General features: G+C 71.9%; 16 protein-coding genes. 2 read left to right on the top strand and 14 right to left on the bottom strand.

The genetic code is table 11. The annotated features are described in order from the left end of the window. Window positions 1-18: 18 nt before the first annotated feature. The 14 genes from ACSJD1_RS07740 to ACSJD1_RS07805 form a co-directional block, all read right to left on the bottom strand. Window positions 19-1,845 carry a VgrG-related protein gene (locus ACSJD1_RS07740; protein ID WP_438854740.1) on the bottom strand — a complete coding sequence of 609 codons (1,827 nt, stop codon included), beginning with the start codon at window positions 1,843-1,845 and terminating at the stop codon, window positions 19-21. After that, window positions 1,829-2,593, bottom strand: coding sequence for a CIS tube protein (locus ACSJD1_RS07745; protein ID WP_438854741.1), 765 nt, complete (start codon window positions 2,591-2,593; stop codon window positions 1,829-1,831). The genes ACSJD1_RS07740 and ACSJD1_RS07745 overlap by 17 nt, the downstream gene beginning before the upstream one ends. 10 nt (window positions 2,594-2,603) lie before the next feature. Then, on the bottom strand, window positions 2,604-3,047 hold the full coding sequence (locus tag ACSJD1_RS07750; protein ID WP_438854742.1) for a phage tail protein: 444 nt from the start codon (window positions 3,045-3,047) through the stop codon (window positions 2,604-2,606). A 48-nt stretch (window positions 3,048-3,095) separates the two neighbouring features. Next, window positions 3,096-5,591: a hypothetical protein gene (locus ACSJD1_RS07755; RefSeq protein WP_438854743.1), complete on the bottom strand. Its 2,496-nt coding sequence runs from the start codon at window positions 5,589-5,591 to the stop codon at window positions 3,096-3,098. 3 nt (window positions 5,592-5,594) lie between these two features. Continuing rightward, window positions 5,595-5,753, bottom strand: coding sequence for a DUF6760 family protein (locus ACSJD1_RS07760; protein ID WP_438854744.1), 159 nt, complete (start codon window positions 5,751-5,753; stop codon window positions 5,595-5,597). Next, window positions 5,750-6,223: a hypothetical protein gene (locus ACSJD1_RS07765; RefSeq protein ID WP_438854745.1), complete on the bottom strand. Its 474-nt coding sequence runs from the start codon at window positions 6,221-6,223 to the stop codon at window positions 5,750-5,752. The genes ACSJD1_RS07760 and ACSJD1_RS07765 overlap by 4 nt, the downstream gene beginning before the upstream one ends. Continuing rightward, window positions 6,223-6,669, bottom strand: a complete 447-nt coding sequence (locus tag ACSJD1_RS07770) for a phage tail protein (RefSeq protein ID WP_401000940.1) — start codon at window positions 6,667-6,669, stop codon at window positions 6,223-6,225. The genes ACSJD1_RS07765 and ACSJD1_RS07770 overlap by 1 nt, the downstream gene beginning before the upstream one ends. A 70-nt stretch (window positions 6,670-6,739) precedes the next feature. Then, window positions 6,740-8,302 (bottom strand): phage tail sheath family protein, encoded by a 1,563-nt coding sequence (locus ACSJD1_RS07775; RefSeq protein ID WP_438854746.1) that lies wholly within the window; start codon window positions 8,300-8,302, stop codon window positions 6,740-6,742. Between the two features lie 118 nt (window positions 8,303-8,420). Beyond that, on the bottom strand, window positions 8,421-12,293 hold the full coding sequence (locus ACSJD1_RS07780; RefSeq protein WP_438854747.1) for a phage tail protein: 3,873 nt from the start codon (window positions 12,291-12,293) through the stop codon (window positions 8,421-8,423). A 73-nt stretch (window positions 12,294-12,366) separates the two neighbouring features. Further along, the gene (locus ACSJD1_RS07785) at window positions 12,367-13,077 is read right to left on the bottom strand and encodes an eCIS core domain-containing protein (RefSeq protein WP_438854748.1); all 711 of its coding nucleotides are present in this window, start codon (window positions 13,075-13,077) and stop codon (window positions 12,367-12,369) included. A 107-nt stretch (window positions 13,078-13,184) separates the two neighbouring features. Next, window positions 13,185-15,599, bottom strand: a complete 2,415-nt coding sequence (locus ACSJD1_RS07790) for an SH3 domain-containing protein (protein WP_438854749.1) — start codon at window positions 15,597-15,599, stop codon at window positions 13,185-13,187. Further along, a complete protein-coding gene (locus ACSJD1_RS07795; protein ID WP_438854750.1) occupies window positions 15,596-17,647 on the bottom strand; it encodes an ATP-binding protein in 2,052 nt (683 codons plus the stop codon). Before ACSJD1_RS07795 ends, ACSJD1_RS07790 begins: the two co-directional genes overlap by 4 nt. A 1-nt stretch (window position 17,648) precedes the next feature. Beyond that, window positions 17,649-18,287, bottom strand: a complete 639-nt coding sequence (locus ACSJD1_RS07800) for a DUF4255 domain-containing protein (RefSeq protein ID WP_438854751.1) — start codon at window positions 18,285-18,287, stop codon at window positions 17,649-17,651. Between the two features lie 113 nt (window positions 18,288-18,400). Further along, window positions 18,401-19,024 (bottom strand): response regulator transcription factor, encoded by a 624-nt coding sequence (locus ACSJD1_RS07805; RefSeq protein WP_438854752.1) that lies wholly within the window; start codon window positions 19,022-19,024, stop codon window positions 18,401-18,403. A gap of 162 nt (window positions 19,025-19,186) precedes the next feature. On the opposite strand from ACSJD1_RS07805, the gene ACSJD1_RS07810 reads away from it, so the two are divergent. Both ACSJD1_RS07810 and ACSJD1_RS07815 read left to right on the top strand, forming a co-directional pair. Continuing rightward, a complete protein-coding gene (locus tag ACSJD1_RS07810) occupies window positions 19,187-19,504 on the top strand; it encodes a PAAR domain-containing protein (RefSeq protein ID WP_438854753.1) in 318 nt (105 codons plus the stop codon). Between the two features lie 79 nt (window positions 19,505-19,583). Further along, window positions 19,584-21,734 (top strand): hypothetical protein, encoded by a 2,151-nt coding sequence (locus ACSJD1_RS07815; protein ID WP_438854754.1) that lies wholly within the window; start codon window positions 19,584-19,586, stop codon window positions 21,732-21,734. Window positions 21,735-21,744 lie beyond the last annotated feature (10 nt).

The raw sequence follows: 21,744 nt of genomic DNA on the forward strand, positions 1-21,744 counted from the left end.
CCGACCTCCGACTCGACTTCAGTTGATCTTCACGAGGCTGCCCGACACGACCGTCGCCCCGGAGGAGGACAGCTCGGCCGACGCCGTGCCCGTGAGCGAGACCTTCGCCCCGCTCAGGGCGAGCGAGGTCGCGCCCTCGATCGTGACCTTCGGCCCCGACAGCTTCAGTTCCGATTTCGCCGCCACCTCGACCGTCGTGCCCGAGACCGACACGTCGCCGGTCGCGGTGACGGTGGCGTCGCGTTCGGCCGTGACCTCGACGGGGCCGGCCGCGATGATGCGGATGCCCTTCTCGGCCGTCTGCGTGAGCGTGACGTGCTGGCTGCCCTCGTTCGTCGACACCCGGACGAACTCCTCGCCCGCGCGCTCGACGAACTCCAGCGCCATCCCCGTGCGCGACGTGAAGCTGCGCCGCACCACCGAACCCGACTCGACGGCGGGCCCCCAGCCGCCGTGCGGCTGGTCGAGGCCGTTGTACAGTCCCCCGAGCACCACGGGCCGGTCGAACGAGCCCGCCTCGAAGGCGACGAGCACCTCGTCGCCGACCTCCGGCAGCACCATCGAGCCCCGCTCGCCGCCGGCGCCGAACTGGACGACCCGGGCCCATCCGCTCACGTAGTCGTCCGACAGGATCGGGAAGGTCAACTTGACCCGGCCCTCCTCCTCCGCGCCGCCCCCGCCCTGGACATCGCTGACGAGCGCGCTGACCACGCCCGGCATCGCGGCCGCCGGGCCACGATCGGGCCGGGTGCCCGATCCGAGGAGCGATCGATCCGACGCGTCGCTGACGGTGAACGAGGTCGTGTACCCGTGTTCCGCGGTGAACTCGTGGCGCGACTCGGTGACGACGTACCGTCCGTCGAACGGGGCGCCGAAGCCCTGCAGCCGCACCGCCGTGCCGGAGCGGATGCCGGGGTTGCCGAGGATCTGCGCCTCGATCTCCGCGAACCCGCCGGCGATGCGCGCGGAGAGCGACTTCGCGAGCCGGTCCTGCGGCTGCTGCGACCCGGTGCCCGCGCCGCTCACGTAGCGGGGGCTCGCGAACACCTGGGCGACCTTCACCGGGTCGACCGTGGGCAGCTCGGCCGAATCCGTCTTCGCCGGCGCGGTCGAGACGACCTTCTCCTTCGCCGCGACGTCCCAGCCGCGGACCTCGACCTCGGGCACCTGCTCGGCGCTCGTGATCGTGGAATGCAGGTAGACGGTGTTGCGCCCGTGCTCGATGACGATCGGGTCGTCGACCGCCGTCGCCGATCCGCCCGACGCGGACGACGCGATCGTCGGGGGCCCGAAGTCGAGACGCCCCTCGGTGACGGCGAACACGCAGCCTGTGTCATCCGCCAGTCGCTTCAGGAACACCCAGTCGCTCACGTTGTCCTGCGTGGTGTGCGCCCGCACCGTCGGCGGGCCCGAGATCGTTCCGGCCTTCAGGCCGGCCCGCTCGGCGACCTTGCGCACGATGTCGGCCGTCGACATGTCGACGTACGCGGCGATCCGACGCCCCCGGAACAGCCGGTGCGACGCGTCGAGCCCGCGGACCCTCGTGCGGAGCTCGCCGCCGACGTCCTCGCGGTCGAGCGCGGTGACCTCGCCCTCGAGGAGCTTCCGCTGGCCGTCGGCGCCGTTCTGCGAGACGTCGATCACGACCTTCGCGCCGATCTCGAAGCCGGCCTGCGACAGCACGGTCCCGGCGGAGTCGACGAACTCCAGTTCGAACGAGTCGGGCAGGTTCGCGGCATCCGTCACGCGACTGCGCTCGAGCACCGCCGAGACCTCGGGCGGCAGCGAGGACCCGGCGACCGAGACGAGGATGAGGCTCGTGTAGGCGTCAACGGACGAGGGCACGTGCGATCTCCTTCCTCGCGATCACCCGGCCGTCGGCGCGGGAGAGCTCCTCGAGCGTCGGGATCAGCACGGTGGTGCCCGGTCGGAGCCGGAGCGGATCGTCGATCCCGTTGACCTCGGCGAGGTCGCGCCAACGGGCCGGATCGCCGTACTCGCCGTAGGCGATCGCCGCGAGCGAGTCCCCCTCGCGGACGACGTGCGCGTGCCGCGGTCGAAGGCCTCCGGAGGTCGGATTCTGCTTCGACGGCTCGTTCGCGAGCTCCTCCAGCGCGACCGTGCACACGGCGCGGAGCGGCGTGCCGTCGGGCGAGAAGAGCGTGTACTTGGCCGCGACGCTCTTGATGTACCCGACGAAGCCCGTGAGCACGCCCCAACGGAACTTCACCCACGGCGCCGAGGGACGGTTGCCGTCGACCGACGCACTCGTGGGCGTGCACGCCTCGAACAGTGCCTCCACCCGCTTGACCACGCTGCCGTCGCGCTGGCGGGTCTCGTCGAAGTACATCTCGACGCTCATCTTCTGGGGGTCGGGCCCCTGGTACGTCGTCGGCGGGGCCGATGCCGACTTCTTCTGGCTCTTGCTCTCCCACTTCGCCGACTTCGTGACCGTCAGCTCCTTCGGGTTGAGCTGGAAGTCGATGGTCGTGATCTTCGCGCCGAGCTTGCCGGGCTTCTGGCCCGGCTCGTGCACGTCGATGGCGGCGTGCACGAGGTTCGTCGTGTCGGATGCGGTCGTCGTGATCGGCATGTCGGCGCCTTCAGTAGGTGGTGCCCGTTCGGACGAAGCCGTTGTGGGCGATCTCGAGGGTCTCGGTGAGCACCTTCGGCTGGTCGGGGTTCAGCGCCGGTCCCGTCCACCGCACGGGGATCACGTCGTGCAGGTCGTAGGCGGCGACCGGCTTGTTGTCGGCGCTGCGGATCTCGATGCGCCCCGTGCCGCGCGACGGCGCGCTCACCGCCGAGACGACCCAGTTCACGACGTCGTCGGCCGTGTCCTTGCTGACGGGCCGCGAGAGCTTGATGTTCGGGTACTTCAGGCGCGTGGGGAACTGCCAAACGAAGCCGTTGGCGCCGCCCTCCTCGCGCGTCTCGAGCACGACCTCGACGCCCAGGCCGTCGCAGGTCGAGAATTCGCCCAGGTCGTGCTCGTCGAGGTGCACGAGGTAGTGCACGCCGACGGCGATCTCGGTGTCGGTGAGCATGTCGCCTCCTTCGTTCAGGTCGCGTCGGCGGTTCGGCCGCGTCGGCGTTCAGATCCCATCGATGCGGATGCCCCGCCGCTCGCGATCGAGCAGGAGCTCGGCCTTGATGCGCCGGACCAGCGGGCCGTACAGCCGCCGCACGAGCTGTTCCACCTCGCCCGGCCCCGTCGCTCCTCCGCCGAGTGCGGCGCCGGCTGCCGTTGCTGCACCGCCGAGCGCGGCCGCGGCGGCGCCGCCGGCCTCGCCGGCCGCCTGCTCTGCGCGCTCGCGGAGTTCGGAGGCGCTCGGGACCGCCTCGCGGGCCGAGGCGATCGCGCCGGACGCGGCCTCCTCCGCGCGCGACCTCGCGTCACCCGCGGCATCGGCGAGGTCGGGCATGTCGGGCATTCCGGGGAGGCGGCGGCGCAGCGTCGAGAGATCGGGCAGGTCTCCCGCGCTCGGCATCGACGGCACTGACGGCATCGAGGGCATCGAGGGCAGGCCGAAGCGCTGCACCGCGAGCGGCCCGCGAGGCGCTGACGATGCGGGTGCGGAGTCCGTGGAACGGCGGCCGGCGCCTGCGGCGGATCGCTGAACCGTGGCCTCGGCTGCCGATGTCCAGGCGGCGGATGCCTCGGCGTGAGCGGGTCCGATCGCCCCGGTCGCCGGGAGCGGCACGGACGAGCCCGCATGGGCGGATCCACCCGAATCCAGGTGATGGGTCGAGCCGAGGCCATCGGGTCCGCCCGGCATGCGATTCGCCCGAGCAGCGCCCGGTGCAGTTCCGGTCGCCGGGTCGCGCTGCACCGGCGCCGACGGTCCGGCGTCCGGCGCGATCACGCGCGCCGCGACGACGCGGGGCGTCGAGCCGACGCCTCCACCCGCAGAGGGCGTCGAGGCGGCCAGCGACGGCACGATGCGCCGGGCCGGAGTGAGCGAGGTCATCGCGAGGGTCGTCGACGGCGCTTCGACGGCGGCCGCATCGAGCGGCGTCCGGCGCTGCACGAACGCAGCGCCGCCGCGGTCCGCGCCCGAGCTGCCTGCCGCCGCGGATCCCGGAATCCCGGTGGTCCGGGCGAAGGCCGGCGCCTCCGATGGCGCGCCGAGCGTCGGAGCGACCGGGTCGGCCGCCCGCGGACCCGTGGCGATCGTCAGGTCCTCACCCGGAGCCGGGCCGGGCGAGTCGGCCGACGCCGTTGGTGCCGGGCCCTCCGTGACGACGTCTCGATCGGCGAGGATCGGCGCCTCCGCGCTCACGCCGTCGCGCGCGGGTGGCGCCCCTTCGGCCCCCGCATCGTCGGATGGGAGTGCGGCGGGCTCGGAGCCGGAGCCGTCCCCGAAGGCATCACCCGGATCGTGCGGATGCGCCGCCTCGGCCGATCGCTCGAGGGCAACCGCCGGTCCCCCTGTTCCGCCCAGGTCGACGCCGGCCTCGTGCGCGACGGCCGCGGAGCTCGATTCGGCGAGGCGCTGCACCGAGGAGGGTGCGAGCGGCGCGCCCAGGCCCGGCCGACGTGTCTCGGGCGGAAGGATCTGTGCCGCGGTCGGCGACGCGGCCATAGGCGGCGTCGGTCGATCGATGGACCGCGCCGCGATGGTCGGAGCCGCGGACTCACCCGACGCCGCGCCCGGGACCGCACCCGGAGGACCCGGCCGATCGTCGGAGCCCGATCCTCGGCGTTCGCCCGCGGGCTCGCCGTTCGACGCCTCCTGGGCGGCACGCGCGGCAGGTCGGTGGTCCGAGTGCTCCGCGTGGCTCTCGACAGTCGTGCGCTGCACGGGGAGATCGGTTGCGCCGCGACCGGCCGCGCCGACATCCCGCGGCGTCGATCCCATCACCGGGAGGCCCTCGCCGCGAGCGCCGCGGTCGACAGCTGCGGCGGTCACCGACCCGATCCCGAGGTCGCCCGCATCCGCTGCCGCACCGAGCGTCGGCGCATCGGTCGCGGGCTCCGCCGCGGACGGCGGTTCCGTCGGTCCCGGCGCGACCGCGGGAGTCGACGCGGGCGCATCCGGGCGGGCGCCCCCCTCCGCAGGACTCGGCTCGTCCGCGGCATCCGTCGCCGTCGCAGCATCGGTCGCTGCGGGCACGTCCGAGGCATCCGACTCGGCCGCGACATCCGTCAGCGGCACCTCGTCGACCGCGGCACGCTGGACGCCCACCGCGGAGGCCCACCGTCGACCCGGCCCCGCGCCGCCGGCCGGGCGCGGCGGGCGCAGCGGCAGGTCGACCGCCGTCGCGCGCTGGAGCGGCGCACCGAGCGCCGCGTCGTCGGCGGCGACGGTCCCCGCGGGCGCTCGGGCGTCGACGAGGTGGCCCATCGTGCCGAGCGACGTCGGCACGACCCTCGTCGGAAGCGCATCGACGAACCCCGTCCGCAGCGCGGCGGGCGGGGAACCGTCGACCTCGCGCTGCAGCGGCGGCAGGAAGGCCCAGCCGGCCGGGGCCGGAGCCGGGGCCGGGGCCGGGGCATCCGACCTGCTCGCTGAGCCCGAGGCATCCGTCGCCGCCGGGCTGGCCGCAGCCGTGCCCGTCCGCGCGGTTCGCTGCCACGGCCACCGCACCGCTCAACCGCCCTCGTTCAACCGCGTGTTGATCGCCGCGATCTCCTGCACGTAGCGCTTGCGCGCCGAGTGCTCCATGTCGAGGATGTCGTCGAGCGACCAGTGGAAGTGATAGGCGACGTACGCGACCTCCTCATGGATGCGGTCGGCCGGGTACGTCATGATTCCCCCAGGCGCCCACCCGCGAGGTCGGCCGTGAACCGGTGCGAGCACTCGGGGCAGGTCACGGCGATCCGGGTGTGCCCCTCGGCGTTGATGCGCCGGTAGAAGTCCTGCAGGAACGCGACATCCGACGCGAACATGTTCTCGATCACCGAGCCGTCGACCGACGGCAGCGTGCCGAGCGAGGTGATCACCCGGCCGAGGAGCACCACCGTCGTGTAGGCCGCGTTCTCCTGCACGCGGGCGTCGTAGAGCGGCAGCAGCTCGTCGCGCGCCGTGGCGAGCCGCATCACGCCGCGTCGATGCACCGTCCCGTCCTGGCCGACGTAGCCGCGCGGGAGCTCGAACGCGAACTCGGTGCGCATGACTCCGTCGTCGCCCGCCCCGATGCTCGCGGCGCCCGGGGGCGCCTGCGGGTCGTCGGTGCCGGATGCCACCGTGCTCGGCATCGTCGCGATGACCCGCTGCATCAGGTCACCTCGGACTCGTCGAAGCAGACGGTGAACTTCTCGGTCGCCTGCTCGGTCGCGCCCGCCTTCAGCGAGTTGATCTCGACCGAGCGCACCCAGCAGTTGCGGAACTCGTACTTCTTGAGCGTGCCGCCCTCGTAGTCGAGCAGTTCGACCGAGGCGTTCTTGCGCGCCCCGGCGACGTCGCCGTTCATGACGACCTTCAGCCAGTCGCTGATCGTCTTGGACTCGGTGAGGCCGCGGGTGACCGTGAACTCCCCCGTCTTCGCGCGACCGATGAGCTGGCGGGCCACGTACTTGCCGTCGGCGAGCTGCTGCTTGAGTTCGATCTTGTCGACCTCGTTCTTGAGGCCTGTGACCTCGGTGACCTTCGGGATCTCGATGCCGTCGATGGTGACCTTGAAGGCGTAGGCCGGTGAGGAATCGAAGGAATCGGCGAGTGCCATGGCGTGCTCCTGGGTTCGGTTCGGTCGGATGGTGGTCCGGGTCGGATGGTGGTCCTGGTCGCTCCCGCGTTCACTCGGTCACGAGGCTCGTGCCGCCCGAGAACTGCGACAGCTGGAAGATGACGAACTCCGCCGGCTTCACGGGGGCGACGCCGATCTGGCAGACGACCTGGCCCGAGTCGATGACGTCGGCCGGGTTGGTCTCGTCGTCGCACTTGACGAAGAACGCCTCGTCCGGTGTGCGGCCGAAGAGCGCGCCCTTGCGCCACTCGCCGATCAGGAACGCCGAGATCGAGCGGGTGAGCTTGCCCCAGAGCGCCGGGTCGTTCGGCTCGAACACGGCGAACTGCGTCGCATTGAGGATCGACTTCTCGAGGTAGTTGAACAGCCGCCGGATGTTGACGTACCGCCAGGCGGTATCGCTCGAGAGCGTGCGCGCGCCCCAGACGCGGATGCCACGGCCGGGGAAGCTGCGGATCGCGTTCACGCCGATGGGGTTGAGCAGTTCCTGCTCGGTGCGGGTGAGCTGGGTCTGCAGTTCGACGGCGCCTCGCACGACCTCGTTCGCGGGCGCCTTGTGCACGCCGCGCTCGCTGTCGTTGCGCGCCCAGAGCCCGGCGATGTGGCCGGACGGCGGCACGTAGCGGTTCGTCCCGGTCGCGGGATCGAGCACGGTGAACCACGGGTAGTACAGCGCCGCGAACTTCGAGTCGTAGCCGGCGTCGTTGCGCCGCCACTCGACGACGCCCTGCGCCGACAGCTCGGGCGGCGGGTCGAGGATCGCCATGCGGTCGCCCATGAGCTCGCAGTGCGAGATCACGGCGAGCTGCACGGCCTTGACCGTCTTCAGGTCGATCGCGCCCTGCTGGAATGCGGCCATCAGGTCGGGGATCGCCACCATCGTGACCTCCTCGACCTCCTCGAGGCCGCTGAAGCCGGTGCGGTCGGCCGAGTCGCCGATGTAGTCGGATGCCGCGAGCCCTTCGTGCACGACGGGCTGCTCCTCCGGTTCGGGAACCTCGAGGTCGAAGGTGCCGTTCTGCGGGCGGATGGCGCCGGCCGCGGCGTCCGCCTCCTCGACGACGACCGCCTTCGACTCGGCGAGCTTCGTCACGACGAAGTTCGGGCTCGCGGGGCTCGCCGACACGCCGTCGTACACCTCGGGCGAGCGGCCCTCGACGGTCACGGCGATCTTGAAGCTGCCCTCCTCGGCGCCCTCGGCCTCGGTGTCGCTCACCTCGACCTTCACCGGCTTCGCGTTCGGTGAGGTGTTCTTCGCCGTGAAGACGTAGTTGCCGATCTTGGCGGTCTGCGGGCCGGCCGGAAGCTGCTTCTGGCCCTTGCGGCCCTTGCCGCCGCCGTCGCCCGAACCGGCGCCGATCCGAACGACGTAGCAATTGCCGCCGCCGTTCAGGAAGTAGCCGTAGACGGCATAGGCCAGGTACGCGCCCTCGACCAGGCCGCCGAACTTCTCGACGTACTGGGTCCAGTTCGAGACGAGGGTGGGCGCATTCTCGGGGCCCTTCGGCGCGAGGCCGATGAACGCGGCGACCGCGGTGCCGACGCCTTCGATCGGCCGGGTTCCGGCCTCGATCTCCTGCACGTACACACCGGGAGAGAGGTAGGTGGGCATCGGAGGCTCCTTCGCTGGATCACGTGGTTCCAGCGTCCGCGCGCGCGTGCCTCGACGTGCAGTCTGTCGGTGCGTGCGGGTGGGTAGTCGTGGCTGCGCGATCGGGCAGGGCACGGCATCATGGACGGAGCTTCTTCACCATCTCCCATTGTTCGCCGAACGCTCTCATGATCGCCGACGCGTCGGGCGACTGCTCCTCGGTCGGCCCCCGCAAGTCCTTGAGGGCGAGATAGTCAGCCTGGACTGCGCCAGTGAGCCGGTTGCGCGAATCATCGGCCAGGATGAGGAACCGTTTGTCGTTGTCGATGTTCGCTTCGCGACCAGCTTGCGCCTCACGTATGTGCGCCTGGAGCTCTTTGATGATCCGTTGATCTCCGAACTTGCCTTTCCGCTTCTGTCCGGAATCTTTCACCTTCGAGGCAGTCTCGTAAATCATCACGCAGGGCATGGCCTCGTATTCGCTGTTCGTCGTCGGCCTCTTGCCTGCAGCGATGAAGTAGCTGTTGATGATCGAGTCGGCGATGACGTGCTCGCGCCAGGTCTTCCGCAACCGGTCGTCGGTTGGTTCGGGATCGAAGTCCTTGTAGGGCTTCACTTGGCCGAGTTGCTTCGGTGCTGGAGTGGGTGTGGTGTCTCGGGGCGACGTGACGATGAGCAACCATTGGAGGACGACGAGCCCGACCTCCTTGAGCGCTTCATACGCCAGACGACTCTTATGATGCGGCTTTGCGGTGGCATCGATCCGCGACTTGAGGTCCTTGTGCTTGGCAAGGAGTTCTTCGATCCGTTTGTCGATTGCCGAAGTGTCAAGCTTGAGCCCGCGCTCTCGGTTCTCCTTCTGAACCCGCGCCCTGAGGGCCGCGCGTATCTCCCCTTCGAACTCGGATGCCATTCGAATCTGACCGGTCTGCTCGTTGTAACTCAGCGTGTGAGACTCGCCGCCCGCCGTGATCGGATGACGGATGATTCCCAGTTTCACTCCGATGTCCCGTGCCTTCCCCTTCGCCCAGGTCTTCCCGGCCTCGACCTTGCCCTTCACCCACGCCTTGCCCGCGGCGACCTTCGCCTTGACCTTCGTGCTGATTCCCTTGATGCCGCGGATGATCGGGCCGGCGACCTTGAGCCCGGTCTTGATGAGGAAGTCGAGCGCCTTGTTGATCGGCCGCTGGATGGCCTGGATGATCGAGCGGATCTTCTCGCCGATGCCGCCGATGCCGAGGACGCTCGCGATGAACCCGATGAGGATCGGCACCATCTGCCCGAGCGCGCTCTCGACCTTGTCGACGACGACGCCGACCCGGCCCTTCGCGATGTCGACGACGCCGTCGATGACGGTGTTGACGAACCGGGCGATGCGCTCGGCGTTGTTCACGAAGAACATGACGACGTCGTAGATCAGCTTGCACGCCTTGATGAAGGCGGCCGCCGGGTTCAGCAGGCTGATCAGCCAGGTGATGCCCGCGGTGATGATCTTCGTGATCACGAAGTCCTGGATCTGGTCGACGATCATCGCCTTGAGGTCGCCGATCTTCTCCACGAGCTTGTCCCAGAGCCCGGCGACGCCCTGGTCCTTGATGATCTGGAAGATCTCGACACCGCGTTCGACCGCCGCCATCGCCGTCTCGCCGATCTGCCGCACGAGCCGGTTGCGGATGTTCGCCCAGGTGAGGCCGAACACCGAGGCGAGCAGCTTCACGATGCCCTTGAGGTCGAACGTGTCGGGGATCTCGATGCCCGCGTCGCCGAGCTGCCCGAAGAGCCATCCCAGGAGGCCCTTCTTCAGGTGCGTGGTGATGTTCGCGAAGAACTTGTCGATGCCGCCCTTTATGCCGCTGATGAGGTTGCCGAGGAAGCCGACCGGGTCGCCGACGATGTCGCCGATGACGCTCGCGGCCCGCGCGAGCGCGCTTCGCAGCATCGCGGCCAGCTGGCGGATGGTGTTGATGACGGCCTTGATCGCACCGATCGCCTTGTCGACGAGGCCCCGGTTCTCCGCCTGGAGGGCCTCGATGCGCTCGTCGAGCCCCTTGCGCGCCTCGACGTACTTCGTCGCGAGGGTCTGGACGACGTCGTTCTCCTTGTCCTTCACGTCGCTCTCGAGCTGATCGAACCGGTCGCCGATCTCCTTGGCGGCGTCCGACCCGACCCGCTGCAGGTCCTTCGGCAGCGACTTCACGTACGAGGCGATCTCGCCGCGACCCTTCGCGATGCGCTGCTTCGCCGCGGTCAGGGCTCCGCCCACGAGGTTCGCGACGCGATCGATCACGCCGTCCATCTGCGCGAGGTAGAGCTCGCGACCGGCGACGTAGAACTCGTTGACCTTGTCGGGCATGCCGAAGAGCTTGTCCTTGGCCCAGCGGAAGCCGCCGAGCCATCCGCCGTACCGGTCTCGCTTGTAGGCCGACATCTTCGCCGCGACGTACGTCTCGAAGCGCGCCCTCGCGGCGGCCTCGCCGTGCTCGAACTCGGCCTCGACCTTCGGGTCGATGCCGTCGAGGATCTTCTTCACGTCGGTCTCGGTCGCGGTGAAGATCCCCTGGACCTTCGCGGTGACCTCGGCCCGCCGCTGCTCGTCCTTCGTCTTGGTGCGACCCTTGTCGGCGACGAGCTTGGCGAGCGTGGCCGCCTTCGTGGCCTGCATGCCCTGCACGCCCGCCGCCGTGGCGGCGCCCGCCTGAGCGGTGCCCTGGGCGATGGTCGCCTGCTCCACGGCCCGGTACTCGCCCGGCGCCGAGTCGGCGTGCGCCGCCGCCGTCCGCTTCTCGGCGAGCGCGCCCTCGAACTCGGGCTCGCCCGACTTCGCGAGCTGCTCGTCGGTGACGTTCGCCTCGACCATCTCCTGGTCGACCTCGCGCTTGCCCGCCTCGAGGTTGAGCTGCTCCGCGGGCGCGGGCTTCGGCACGGCTCCCGCCGCGGGGATCTGGGCGACCTGGCCCGGGTTCTCGGCCGCCATCGGCGTGACGGGCTTCGGCACGGCCTTCGACTGGTCGGGCGGTGCCGCCGTCGCCGCCTCGATGTCATGCGCCGCGCCCTCCTTGCCCTGGCCGACGAGCCCCTTCACCTCGCCCTTGACCTCGCCGGCCTTGCCCGACTTCGCGTAGTCGTCGGCCTCCTTCAGCGTCTTCGGCGACTTCGCCTCGATCGCGGACTTGACGGCCGCGATGAACGCCTTCTTGTCGAAGGTTCCCGGTTGCTGGGCGTCCATCGCGTCGGCCTTGGCGGCCTTGGCCTGCCCGGCGAGATCGTCGCTCGGGGCGACGGCGGCGTCCTGCGCCTCCTTCGCCTTCGACGCGGCGGGCGGGTGGGCGCGCTTGGCCGCCCCGAACGATTTCACCCCTCCCGACACCCGGGTGAACGCGGGGTCCTTCGCCGGCGCGACCGCGGTCGGCGGCACCGGCGGAAGGAGCAGCTTGTCGGCCGTCAGCGGCGTGGGCCCTGCGACGACCGCCGCCCCGCCGCCGCCTCCCGGACCGCGCGGTGCGGCCGCAGCCGCCGGGCGCTTGACCGCCGGGCGCTTGGCCGCGGCTTTCCCGAGCGGCGACGTGGCGGGCACCGGCTTCGGCGGTGGGACGGGCTTCTTCGCCGGCACCGACGCGGGACCGAAGCCGGTGATCCGCACCGCGAGTGCCGAGGCCGGCGGTCGGATGCCCTCGAGATCGACCGGGATCCCGACCGCCTTCGCCTGCTTGAGGCCGCGCTCGACGCGTTCCACGTCGGGCTCGTCGCGGCGCAACTCGACGAGCGCCCCGTCGATCTCGACGATCGCGTCGCCGCCGGGCCGCCGCCACTTCGCGGCGACGAGCGCACTGACCGCGGCGTTGCCCGCCGCACGCTGCAACGCGAGGATCGACTCGGTGCCGGGCGGCGCTGCTCCACGGTCCAGGCTCCGACGAACCGCGGCGAGCGCGGTCGTCGTCGCCGAGCGGATGCCGCCGGCCGGGCGCCGATCGACCGGCGATCGGTCGCCTTTCGTCTCCGCGGCGAGCGTCATCGACGTCGACTCCGGTCAGGTGTCGCGCGTCGATCGAGGCGGTGCGGAACTCCGAGCCATGGTCGGTCGCGGCTCAGGTCGCCGCTTCCTCCTCCGGCTCCTCAGCCTCCTGGCGCTGCATGAAGAGGCCCTGCACGGGCTCCTCCTCCTCTTCGCCCTCGCGTTGCACGGTCGAGCTCGAGCCCGAGCCATCCGCCTCGCGCTGCACTGGCGCCGGTTCGCTCATCACTCGCGCCGCGTTGTCGGCCGCCGCGCGTTCGAACCGGTCGCCCGGGTCGCTCACGTTGATGCCTCCGCCGGCGGGCGATCCGTCGACCGGGCCCGACCGCTGCTGCACGACGTGCGTGAGCTCGTGGGCGATCGTGGTCCGCCCCGCCGTCGTCGACGGATCGTACGCGTCGCGCTGGAACACGACGTGCGACCCGACGGTGTACGCGTGCGCGTTCACCGACCGCGCGGACTCGTGCGCCGGGGCATCCGTGTGCACCTTCACGTCGCCGAAGTCCGCGCCGATCCGCTGCTCCATGTCGGTGCGCAGGCCCGGCTCGAGCGAGGCGCCGCCCGACGAGATCACGTCGTGCACGGGCGATCGGCCCTCCTCGACGAGGTCGCTGACCGCACCGTTGCCGGCGTCGCGCTGGAGTCGCAGCAGGCCGGCGGCCCCGATGGCGTCGGTGCGCCTGGCCGCGAGCCCGGCCGCCGCCGTCACGGCCGCCGCGTCGCGTGCGGCCTCCGGCTTCCTGGCCGCCGCCGGCTCGGCGGGGTCCCAGTCGTGTGCGTGCATGGTCCACCTCCACGATCGCCCGATTCCATTGGACCGCCGCGCGGCCGCCGCCGGGCGAGGTCTGCCCCTTCGGGCAACCGGATGCACCCGAACGGCCTCCGTCACGATCACGCGAGCACCACGACGTAGCGCTTGGACACGTAGCGCATGTGCCCGTCGAAGAGCACAGCGAACCATGCTCCGCTCTGCCCGATGATGTCGAGACGAGCGCCTCTCGGGACCACGTCCACTCGTGCTGCCGACAGGTCCGGTCCCTCGCGGACGTTCAGCCAGCCGGCCGTCGTGCGGCCGACCTTCGACAGCGACTCGACCGAAGGCCCGGCCGGGCCGGCGCCACCGGCCCCCGCGCCACCGCCCCCGGCAGCCGGCCCCACGGGCGCGGCGCGCACGATGCCGAGGGCGTCGAGGATGTCGTCCTCCGACGGCTTGGCATCGGTCAGCCCGTCGATGGTCTCGCCGGCGGGCGGGCGCAACCGCGTTCCGCCGCCGGCATTGGCCCGGAAGAAGCCCTCGGCGTGGGCGTGCTGCCAGGTGGCACCGCCCAGCATGATGTGCGCCCGGGTCGGCGCGGGGGCACTCGCATGCGGCAGCAGGTCGGCGATACGCGTCGACAGCCACGCGGCCGCGAGGTGACGGCGGAGGACGTCGAGGGATGCCGCGGCTTGGACGATCGCGCTGATCGCCCCGACGCGCGAGGGGTCCGCCGCGAGGCGGACCTGGTCGAGGGCGACCCTGCCGCCGGCGCCGATCGACGCGATCCCCCGGATCTTCGGCGTGAGCGCGGTCTCGAATGCGGCGGCGTTCTCGAGGCCCCACACGTCATCGGGCGTCTGGTGATCACGACGGTCGAACTCGCTCAGCCCGCGCGCGGACTGCTCTGCCACGCGCGCCAGACCGGAGACGTCGCTCGTCGACTCGAAGACGTCGAAGATCGCCGAGATCACCTGGTCGCCGTACGACGCGAACGCGTGTCCCTTGCGCGCCGTGAGGGCGGCGGTCACGGCGGCGGCGCCACCGCGGGCCCAGAGCACGACGAGGGTCCGCGCCGCCCCCTCCGGCTCGTGACCGCGCTCCACGTAGTCGGCCGGATTCGCCGAGGACGCGGCGGGGTCGCCGGGGATCGTCTGGTGCAGCTCGCCCGTCGGCAGGATGTACGACCCGGCGCCGACCGACGCGACGTTGCCCTCGACCGCACGGCCGCCGGCCATGTTGCGCAGCAGGGTCGCGATGCTCGGGTTGGTGGTGAGGCTGTGCAGGATGGTCGCCCGTGCCAGTGCCGGGTTCGCGGGAAGGTTGTCGGCCACCGGCTCGGCGGCCGTGAGGCACGCGTTCAGGATGATGTGGGCATCCGGCCCCGGCGCCATCACGGCTACGAGGCCTCGGATGAACTTCTCGGTCCGCTTGCGGCTGCGGCTGCCGGGCGCGCTGGACTCGATCTGGTCCGGGGCGCCGGGGCGGCCGGCGATCTCCATCTCCGTCGGCCCGCCGTGTCCGGCGAGCATGACCTGCTTCACCCGGCCCGCCTGCCCGTACGCCCGCGCGAGCGCGGTGAACCTCGCCCCCGCCGCCTCGAGGCTGGTGGCGCCCTCGATCATGAGCGTGAGGTTGTTGGCGTTCGTGAAGACCGAGGTCAGCGCCGCCTCGCCGTGGAACGCGCCGTTGTGGTCGGTTCCGCTGTGCAGGATGAGCAGGAGCGGCTTGCTGCGGCTGCGATCGGCCCGGTTGAGGATCAGCCGGTCCAGCAGGGCCTGCTGGAAGCGATGGAGGTTGCGCACGTCGGCGACCTTGCCGATGTAGTCCGCCGGGTCGGCGCCCCATTCGCGATACGAGCGCGAGTCCCGCCCGTTGTCGGCCTCGAGGTAGGCATGGGCACGGCGGAAGTACGACGCCAGGTCGGCGGCCTTCCCGCTGTCGGCGAGGAGCTTGAGCTCCGCCTTCGCCGCGTCCTTGGCGCCGAGTCCGCGATGGAGGTCGGCCTTGGGCAGCCGGTTCTCCAGCTCGCGGATCGCGCCGCCCAGGGCGACGGCGTCGACGAGCGAGGTGATCCCGTCCGGAGGCACCGCGGAATCCTTGCGACTCGACGCGCGCGCGAAGATCTCGACGTCCCGCCGGTCGGAGGCCGTTCGGGCGATGAGGTCCGCGCACGTGAACGGCCGGCAGGGGACCAGCGGCGGCGGCGATCCGCGCCGCGCCCACCTGAGCAGGTCCATGAGGTCCCTGCGGGTCGCAGCGGCCAGCGTGGGATCCGTCATCCAGTCGGGCCGGTCCTTCGCGTAGCCGTCGAGCTCGCCGAGCGTCAGGGCGGTGAGCGTCGCCGCGGGCTTGAACGGCGCCGGCGCCGCGACGGGCGGCGCGCCCTGTCGCTGCAGCAGGGCGGCCACGGCGGCGTTTCCCGCCGAGCGCTGGAGCTCCGACACCCGCTTCGGGCCGATCGGACTCGCGCGCGTCGACGGTCGACGGTCGTCGGCCCGCCCGACCCGCCGCGACGAGCATGCGCCGACGTCGACGCCGAGGCGCGTCATCCGCTCCCCACCTCGGCCCAGTACCGGCCGAACTCCCGCTCGACGACGAGCCGGCCGAGCTTGCGGTACTCGCGGTGCACGGCCACGATGAGGTGCTTCATGTGCACCGTGCCGTGCTCCGACGCGGCGAGGTAGGCGGCGGTGATGGCGGCCGAGCGGATGGCGCCGCCCGCGAGCTCGAACGCCTGGCCGAGGAACTCGAGGTCGATGTCGTCGTCGCGGCCGAGCCGGCTGCCGAGGCTGCGGTCCCAGAGCCTCGACCGGTGGGCGGCGTCGGGCATCGGGAAGTCGACGATGACGTCGAGTCGACGCGTGAACGCCTCGTCGATGTTCGCCCTGAGGTTCGTCGCGAGGATCGCGAGCCCGTCGAAGGTCTCCATGCGCTGCAGCAGGTACGCGCTCTCGACGTTCGCGTACCGGTCGTGGGCGTCCTTCACGTCGCTGCGCTTGCCGAACACGGCGTCGGCCTCGTCGAACAGCAGCACGGCGTTCGTGCCCGTCGCAGCCCGGAAGATCCGCTCGAGGTTCTTCTCGGTCTCGCCGATGTACTTGTCGATGACCGTCGACAGGTCGATGACGTAGAGGTCGAGCCCGAGCCCGCCGGCGACGACCTCGGCCGACATCGTCTTGCCCGTGCCGGAATCGCCGGCGAAGAGGGCGACGACGCCGTGGCCCCGACCACCGCCCGGCCGCATACCCCAATCACCGAGCACCTGTTCGCGATGGCGTGCCCGCAGCTCGATCTCGTGGAGGGCGTTCAGCGGCGCCGCCGGGAGGACGAGGTCGTCCCAGCCGACCCGCGGGTCGACGCGGCGCGCGAGCCGGTCGAGCGCCGACGCGTTCTCAGCTCGTGCGCCGGCGGCCAGGTCGCCGGCCGTGAGCGAGCCGCTGCGGGAGACCGTCGCCTGCGTCCGGGCGGTCCGTGCGGCGCGCTGCACCTGCTCGGGTCGCAGCCGGAACTGGCCGGTCACCTCGGCGACGTCGATCGACTCGGCGGCCGGTCCGAGGAAGTCGCGCCAGAGCCGCGCCCGGTCCTCGACCGTCGTCGGTTCGACGTCGATCATCGCCGGCAGCTCGCGCCACCACGTCGGGTCCCACGTCGAGTCGCCGACGAACACCGTCGGCTGGGGCGAGTCGGCGAGCACCTCGACGAGCGCTGCGGGGGTCGTCTCGGTGAGCGGCCCGACGATGAGGCCGGCCCCGCGCAACCGCACCTCGCGGACGGCGGCGTGCGCGAGCGGGATCGCCTCCTGCTCGCCGCCGAGCCGGGAGAGGTCGAGGTACAGCGCGCCGAGCCCCTGCGACCGAAGTCCGCGGTGCGCGACGGCCTCGCCCGAGCCCGTGGCCGGCTCGCGCAGGTGGATGAGACGGATGCCTGCCGCGAGCGCGGCCGCCACGCCGCTCGGGTCGCCCCACTCGACCGACGACGGGTCGCGCACGACTCCCTCCAGCGCCCGGTCGGGGCCGTCGTCGCCCAGCAGGTGCCCGACGACGCGGTCGGGCACCCGCACCGCCCGCCCCGGCAGCGGTCGCTCGTCGTCCTCGACCACGACGAGCCCGCCCGCGACGAGCGGCCCGGAGATGAGCCGGGCCCGGTCGGCGGCCGACGTGAGCGGCACCCCGCAGAGCTCGAGCGCGAGCGCGAACGACGGACGGCGACGCCCGACGTCGTCGTTGAGGTACCCGAAGAAGCGCTCGAACCGCGGGTCGAGGTCGGCCGCGAGGGCGATCACGAGCAGGTCCTCGTCGATCGGTCCGAGCCCGAACGCCTGCGACATCCGTCGGAGCCGGAGCTGATGCCCGGCGGCCTCGGCGAGGTCGGCGGCCTGCTCGGTCTCGGCGAGGCGAGCCGAGGCATCCGACCAGTCGGGCACCCCCGGCGCCCCGGCCAGGAGTCGGTCGACCATCTCGTCGCTGAGGTACAGCCCGCGGAACGGGTCGTCCGGCTGCGGGTCGACCGCGCGGCGCGCCGCCACCAGCCGTCGGATCCGGTCCTCGATGACGCCGACCCGACCCAGCAGGTGCACGATGCCGGGGTCGGAGATCATGTCAGCTCCCCGAGCGGGCATCGCCCGTGCCGACCCGCGGCCGAGAGCCGACCTGGTCGGGCACGCCGATCGAGTCGGCGCTGATCCGCGTCTCCACGCGATCGACCGGCGGGCCGGCGGGGTACGAGATGCCGCGCGTGATCGGCGCGGTGATCACCACGTCGAGCGACGGCTTGAGTTCGCCGCCGAGCGAGGACCAGACATCGGCGAACGCGCGATCCTCCGGCGGCGGCAGGGCCACGTTGATCGAGCACGGCAGGCCGGTCTCGGCGAGCGTGTCCACCACGAAGGAGTCGGGAACCGCGTCGTACTGCAGGAAGCATCGAAGCAGCGCGTCGAGCAGGCGGTGCTCGTCGTCGGGCCGCTGCGTCCACGCGGTCACGAGGTAGGAGAGCTTGAAGAACCGGGGGGCCGGCACGCGGCTCGTGACGACGCCGTGCTCGTCGCGCACCTCGGTGAAGCCGTGCTCGCGGCGGCGCGTGTCCTCGCGGATGTCGTAGAGGAAGAGGTCGACCGTCGGCGCGTTCCGGCGGGCCGCCCACTCCTTCGTCGGCGCGTCGAGGGCGACCTCGATGTCCGCGGCGATCCCCTCCGACCGTCGCACGAGGGCACGGATCGCATCGTCGATCTCGCCGATCATGCGTCAAGTGTGGGGGCGGCGGGCTGCACCGGTCGGATGGCCCGGGGCATCCGCGGGGGCAGCGTCGGATTCCTCCTCGGGCAACCGGGCCGCGCGGCGCCGCGCGGGCGGGGTCAGATCAGCCCCTCCCGCATCGCATAGGCGACGGCGTGCGACCGGTTCCTCAACTGCAGGCGGGTCGTGACGTCGTGCAGCACGTTCTTCACCGTGCGTTCCGAGTAGCAGAGCTCGGCGGCGATGTGGGCCGTGTCCCAGCCGTCGGCCACGAGCCGGAGCACCTCGATCTCCCTCGACGCGAGCCCCGTGAACGCGATGCCGCGCGGGTCGAGCACCGTGCGCTGCAGCCGGCCGACCTGGTCGAGCAGTCGTCCGAGCAGGTCCGGCGGGACGGTGCCCTCGCCCGCGGCCGCCGAGACGATGCAGGTCACGAGCCGGTCGGTCGTGGCCTCCGACCGGCGCACGAACCCCACCGCACCGCTCTCGACGGCGCGGACGAGGTCTTGGTCGTCGAGCTGGGCGGCGATCAGGATGACGCGGGCCTCGCCGTTGCGGCGGACGAAGCGCAGGGTGTTGAGCGACTCGTCGTCGACGGCGTCGACGATCACGAGGACGACGTCCGGCGGCTCATCCCCCTCGGCTGAGACGATCCGCACCTCCGGACGCGGACGGAGCGCACTCGTCACTCCGGCCTCGGAGATCGGATCCCGCGCGTACACGCGGACGGCGATGCGTGACATGGCATCCTCCTCGGGTGGGCGGCGACCGGCCGGCGCCGTCCCCGACACGATCGCAAGGGGCGCTCTCCGCGCACTCAACATGTCCTCAACGGGCGGCGGCGCTGCCCGTTCGCCCGCCCGCTCACCCGCTGCCCGGTGCGGCATGCCGAGTAGCGTCGGGGCATGCCCGTCGGTCCCGCCCTCCGCGTCGGCGACATGGCCCTGTGCCCGCTCGTCGACGGCGTGACGCCGCACGTGGGCGGTCCGATCACGCCGGCGGCCTCGGTGCCGACCGTGCTCATCGCCGGCATGCCCGCCGCCGTGGCCAACGGCGTGCCGGGCGGCATCGTGTGCGCCTCGCCCGCTCCGAACGGCATCGCGATGGGCAGCATGACGGTGCTGATCGGCGGTTTCCCGGCCGCGAGGCTCGCCGACCTGTCGATGCACGGCATCCCCGTGGCTCCGGGCCCGGGTGCGCCGACCGTGATCATCGGCGGGTGACCGAAAGGGCACCGCTCGTGCCCGGAAGGCGGGTCGGAGGGCCGTCACGCGCGGCGCGACCGTTCGTAGCGTCGAATGCATGGCCACGGTCGCCGACATCGAGCCTGCCTCGCTGACGATCACACCCGGGACGTCCGAGCAGTTCACGCTCACGCTGCGCAACGACGGCGACGACGTCGAGGCGTACCGGCTCACCGCGATCGACGACGCCGCAGACCTCGTCGCCATCGAGCCCGACACCGTGCTCGTCCACCCCGGCGAGACCGGAACCGCCGTCGCCACCCTGGAGCTCGCGCACGGCGGGAACTGGGCCGTGGGCGAGATGGTCGTGCGCTTCCGGGTCGTCCCGGCCGGCGCCCCCGACGACTTCCTCGTGCTCGAGGCGATCGCGACCATCCAGTCGTTCAGCGAGGTCGCCGCCGTGCTCACGCCGCCGACGCTCGAGGGACGCCGCGGCGCGTCGACGCGCATCTCGGTCACGAACACGGGCAACGCGCACGCCGAGGCCGACCTCGCCGTCTCGGCCGGCAACCTCGAGCTCACCATCGATCGTCCTCGGGTGGCGCTGCCGGCCGGCTCCACCCAGGAGGTCGCGCTCCGCGTGCACGCCAGGGGCGTGCTGTGGCGGGGCGATCCCGAGCAGCACGACTTCACGGTCACGGTGACGCCCGAGGGGCAGCCGTCGGTACCGCTCGAGGGGACGTTCCGCCGGCTCCCCCTCCTGCCCGGCTGGACGTTCGTCGCGGCCATCGTCGCGGCGGCCGTGATCGGGCTCGGCATCTTCGTCGGGCTGGCCGTCCTCGTGTGGAACGCCGTCACCGGCCCCGTGGTCACGCCCCCCCCAACCGAGGCCGCGTCCGATACCTCGGCGCCCCCGCCGACCGCGGAGCCCGTGGTCGTCGTCACCGACCTGACGGCCCCGGCCGACCCCGACCCGGCCGGTGGGAGCGTGGTCGCCACCCTCGCGATCGAGGCCGCGGATGCTCCGCCGGACGCGCTCATCGCCGTCGCCGTGACGTGGCCCGACCGGCTCGCCCTCGCGAGCGCATCCTGCCTCGGATGGCTCGACGGCTCGACCGACGATGTGATCGCGCCGGAGACCCCCGGACTCGTGCGCCCGGGCGACCAGTGCCTGATCGACCCCGGCACGCTCCGTGCCCAGGCCGACCTCGAGTTCACGGGCCCGCGTGAGGGCTTCTCCGAGACCGTGAGCGCCAAGGCGAGCCGACTCGTGACCATCGAGGGCGACCGGGCCGTCGAGGTCGAGCCCGGTGTCCGGAAGAGCTTCGACGAGAAGGTCGCGCTCACCCTCGACCCGGCCCCGTTCTGGTTGCAGGTCGAGCAGTACCGGCCCGAACCCGGGTCGAGCACTCGCCTGTTCGTGATGGCGGTCCATCGCACCCTCGACGCGGACACCCAGGACGCGCGGGTGGCCCTGCGGATCTCCGTGCCGGACTTCGCCGACCCGCCGAACCTCTTCGGCGCATTCGTCGTGGGCGGCGCGGGCGCCTGCGTCGACGTGCCCGAGGACGATGTCTGCGTGGTCGACTTCCCGGTCGACGTCGATCCGTTCGACCAGGGCGGCGGAAGGTGGGTCGACGATGCGCTCGAGACGCAGTGGGTCTTCGTGCCGATCGAGGTCCCCACGGACGAGTCGGACGCCGGGCTCGTCTCGGTCGAAGCCGTGGGCCTCACCGAGGGCGACGACGAGCTGGGCGCGAAGGCGACGGCCGACCTCATCCCGCCGGCGACGGGGCCGCTCGTGCTGGGCTCCGACCTCTTCCCCGTCGACGTCGAGTTCGACCCCTCCTCGGCGCCCGGCGGCGAGACCGTGCAGGCGACGGTAGAACTGACCGCGGCGATCCTCGACGACCGCCCGGCCGCCGATGACGGCTCGCGCCTGCTGGCGTTGGAGTTCCTCTGGTGGGACCAGCTCAACCTGGTCGGCGACCCGGAGGGATGCGCCGAGTACGACCCGAAGAGCCGTGTCTGCACGCTCGACGAGCCGGCGGCGGGCGAGGAGATCCCCGACGTCGTGTTGACCTTCACCGTCGACGAGGACGCCACGTCGAGCGGGGCGGACCACGCCGAACTGCTCGTGAAGGCGAGCGTGCTCACCTACCCGCCGGAGGACGAGGAGGACCTCACCGGCGGCGCCGACGTTCCCGGCGGATGGCCCATCCGCTGGGACGCGACGCAGATCCAGTCCCTGGACTTCGAGTTCGGGTGAGCCCGTGACG

It is taken from the genome of Agromyces excoecariae (assembly GCF_051715505.1).
In the GTDB taxonomy this organism is placed as follows: Bacteria; Actinomycetota; Actinomycetes; order Actinomycetales; family Microbacteriaceae; genus Agromyces.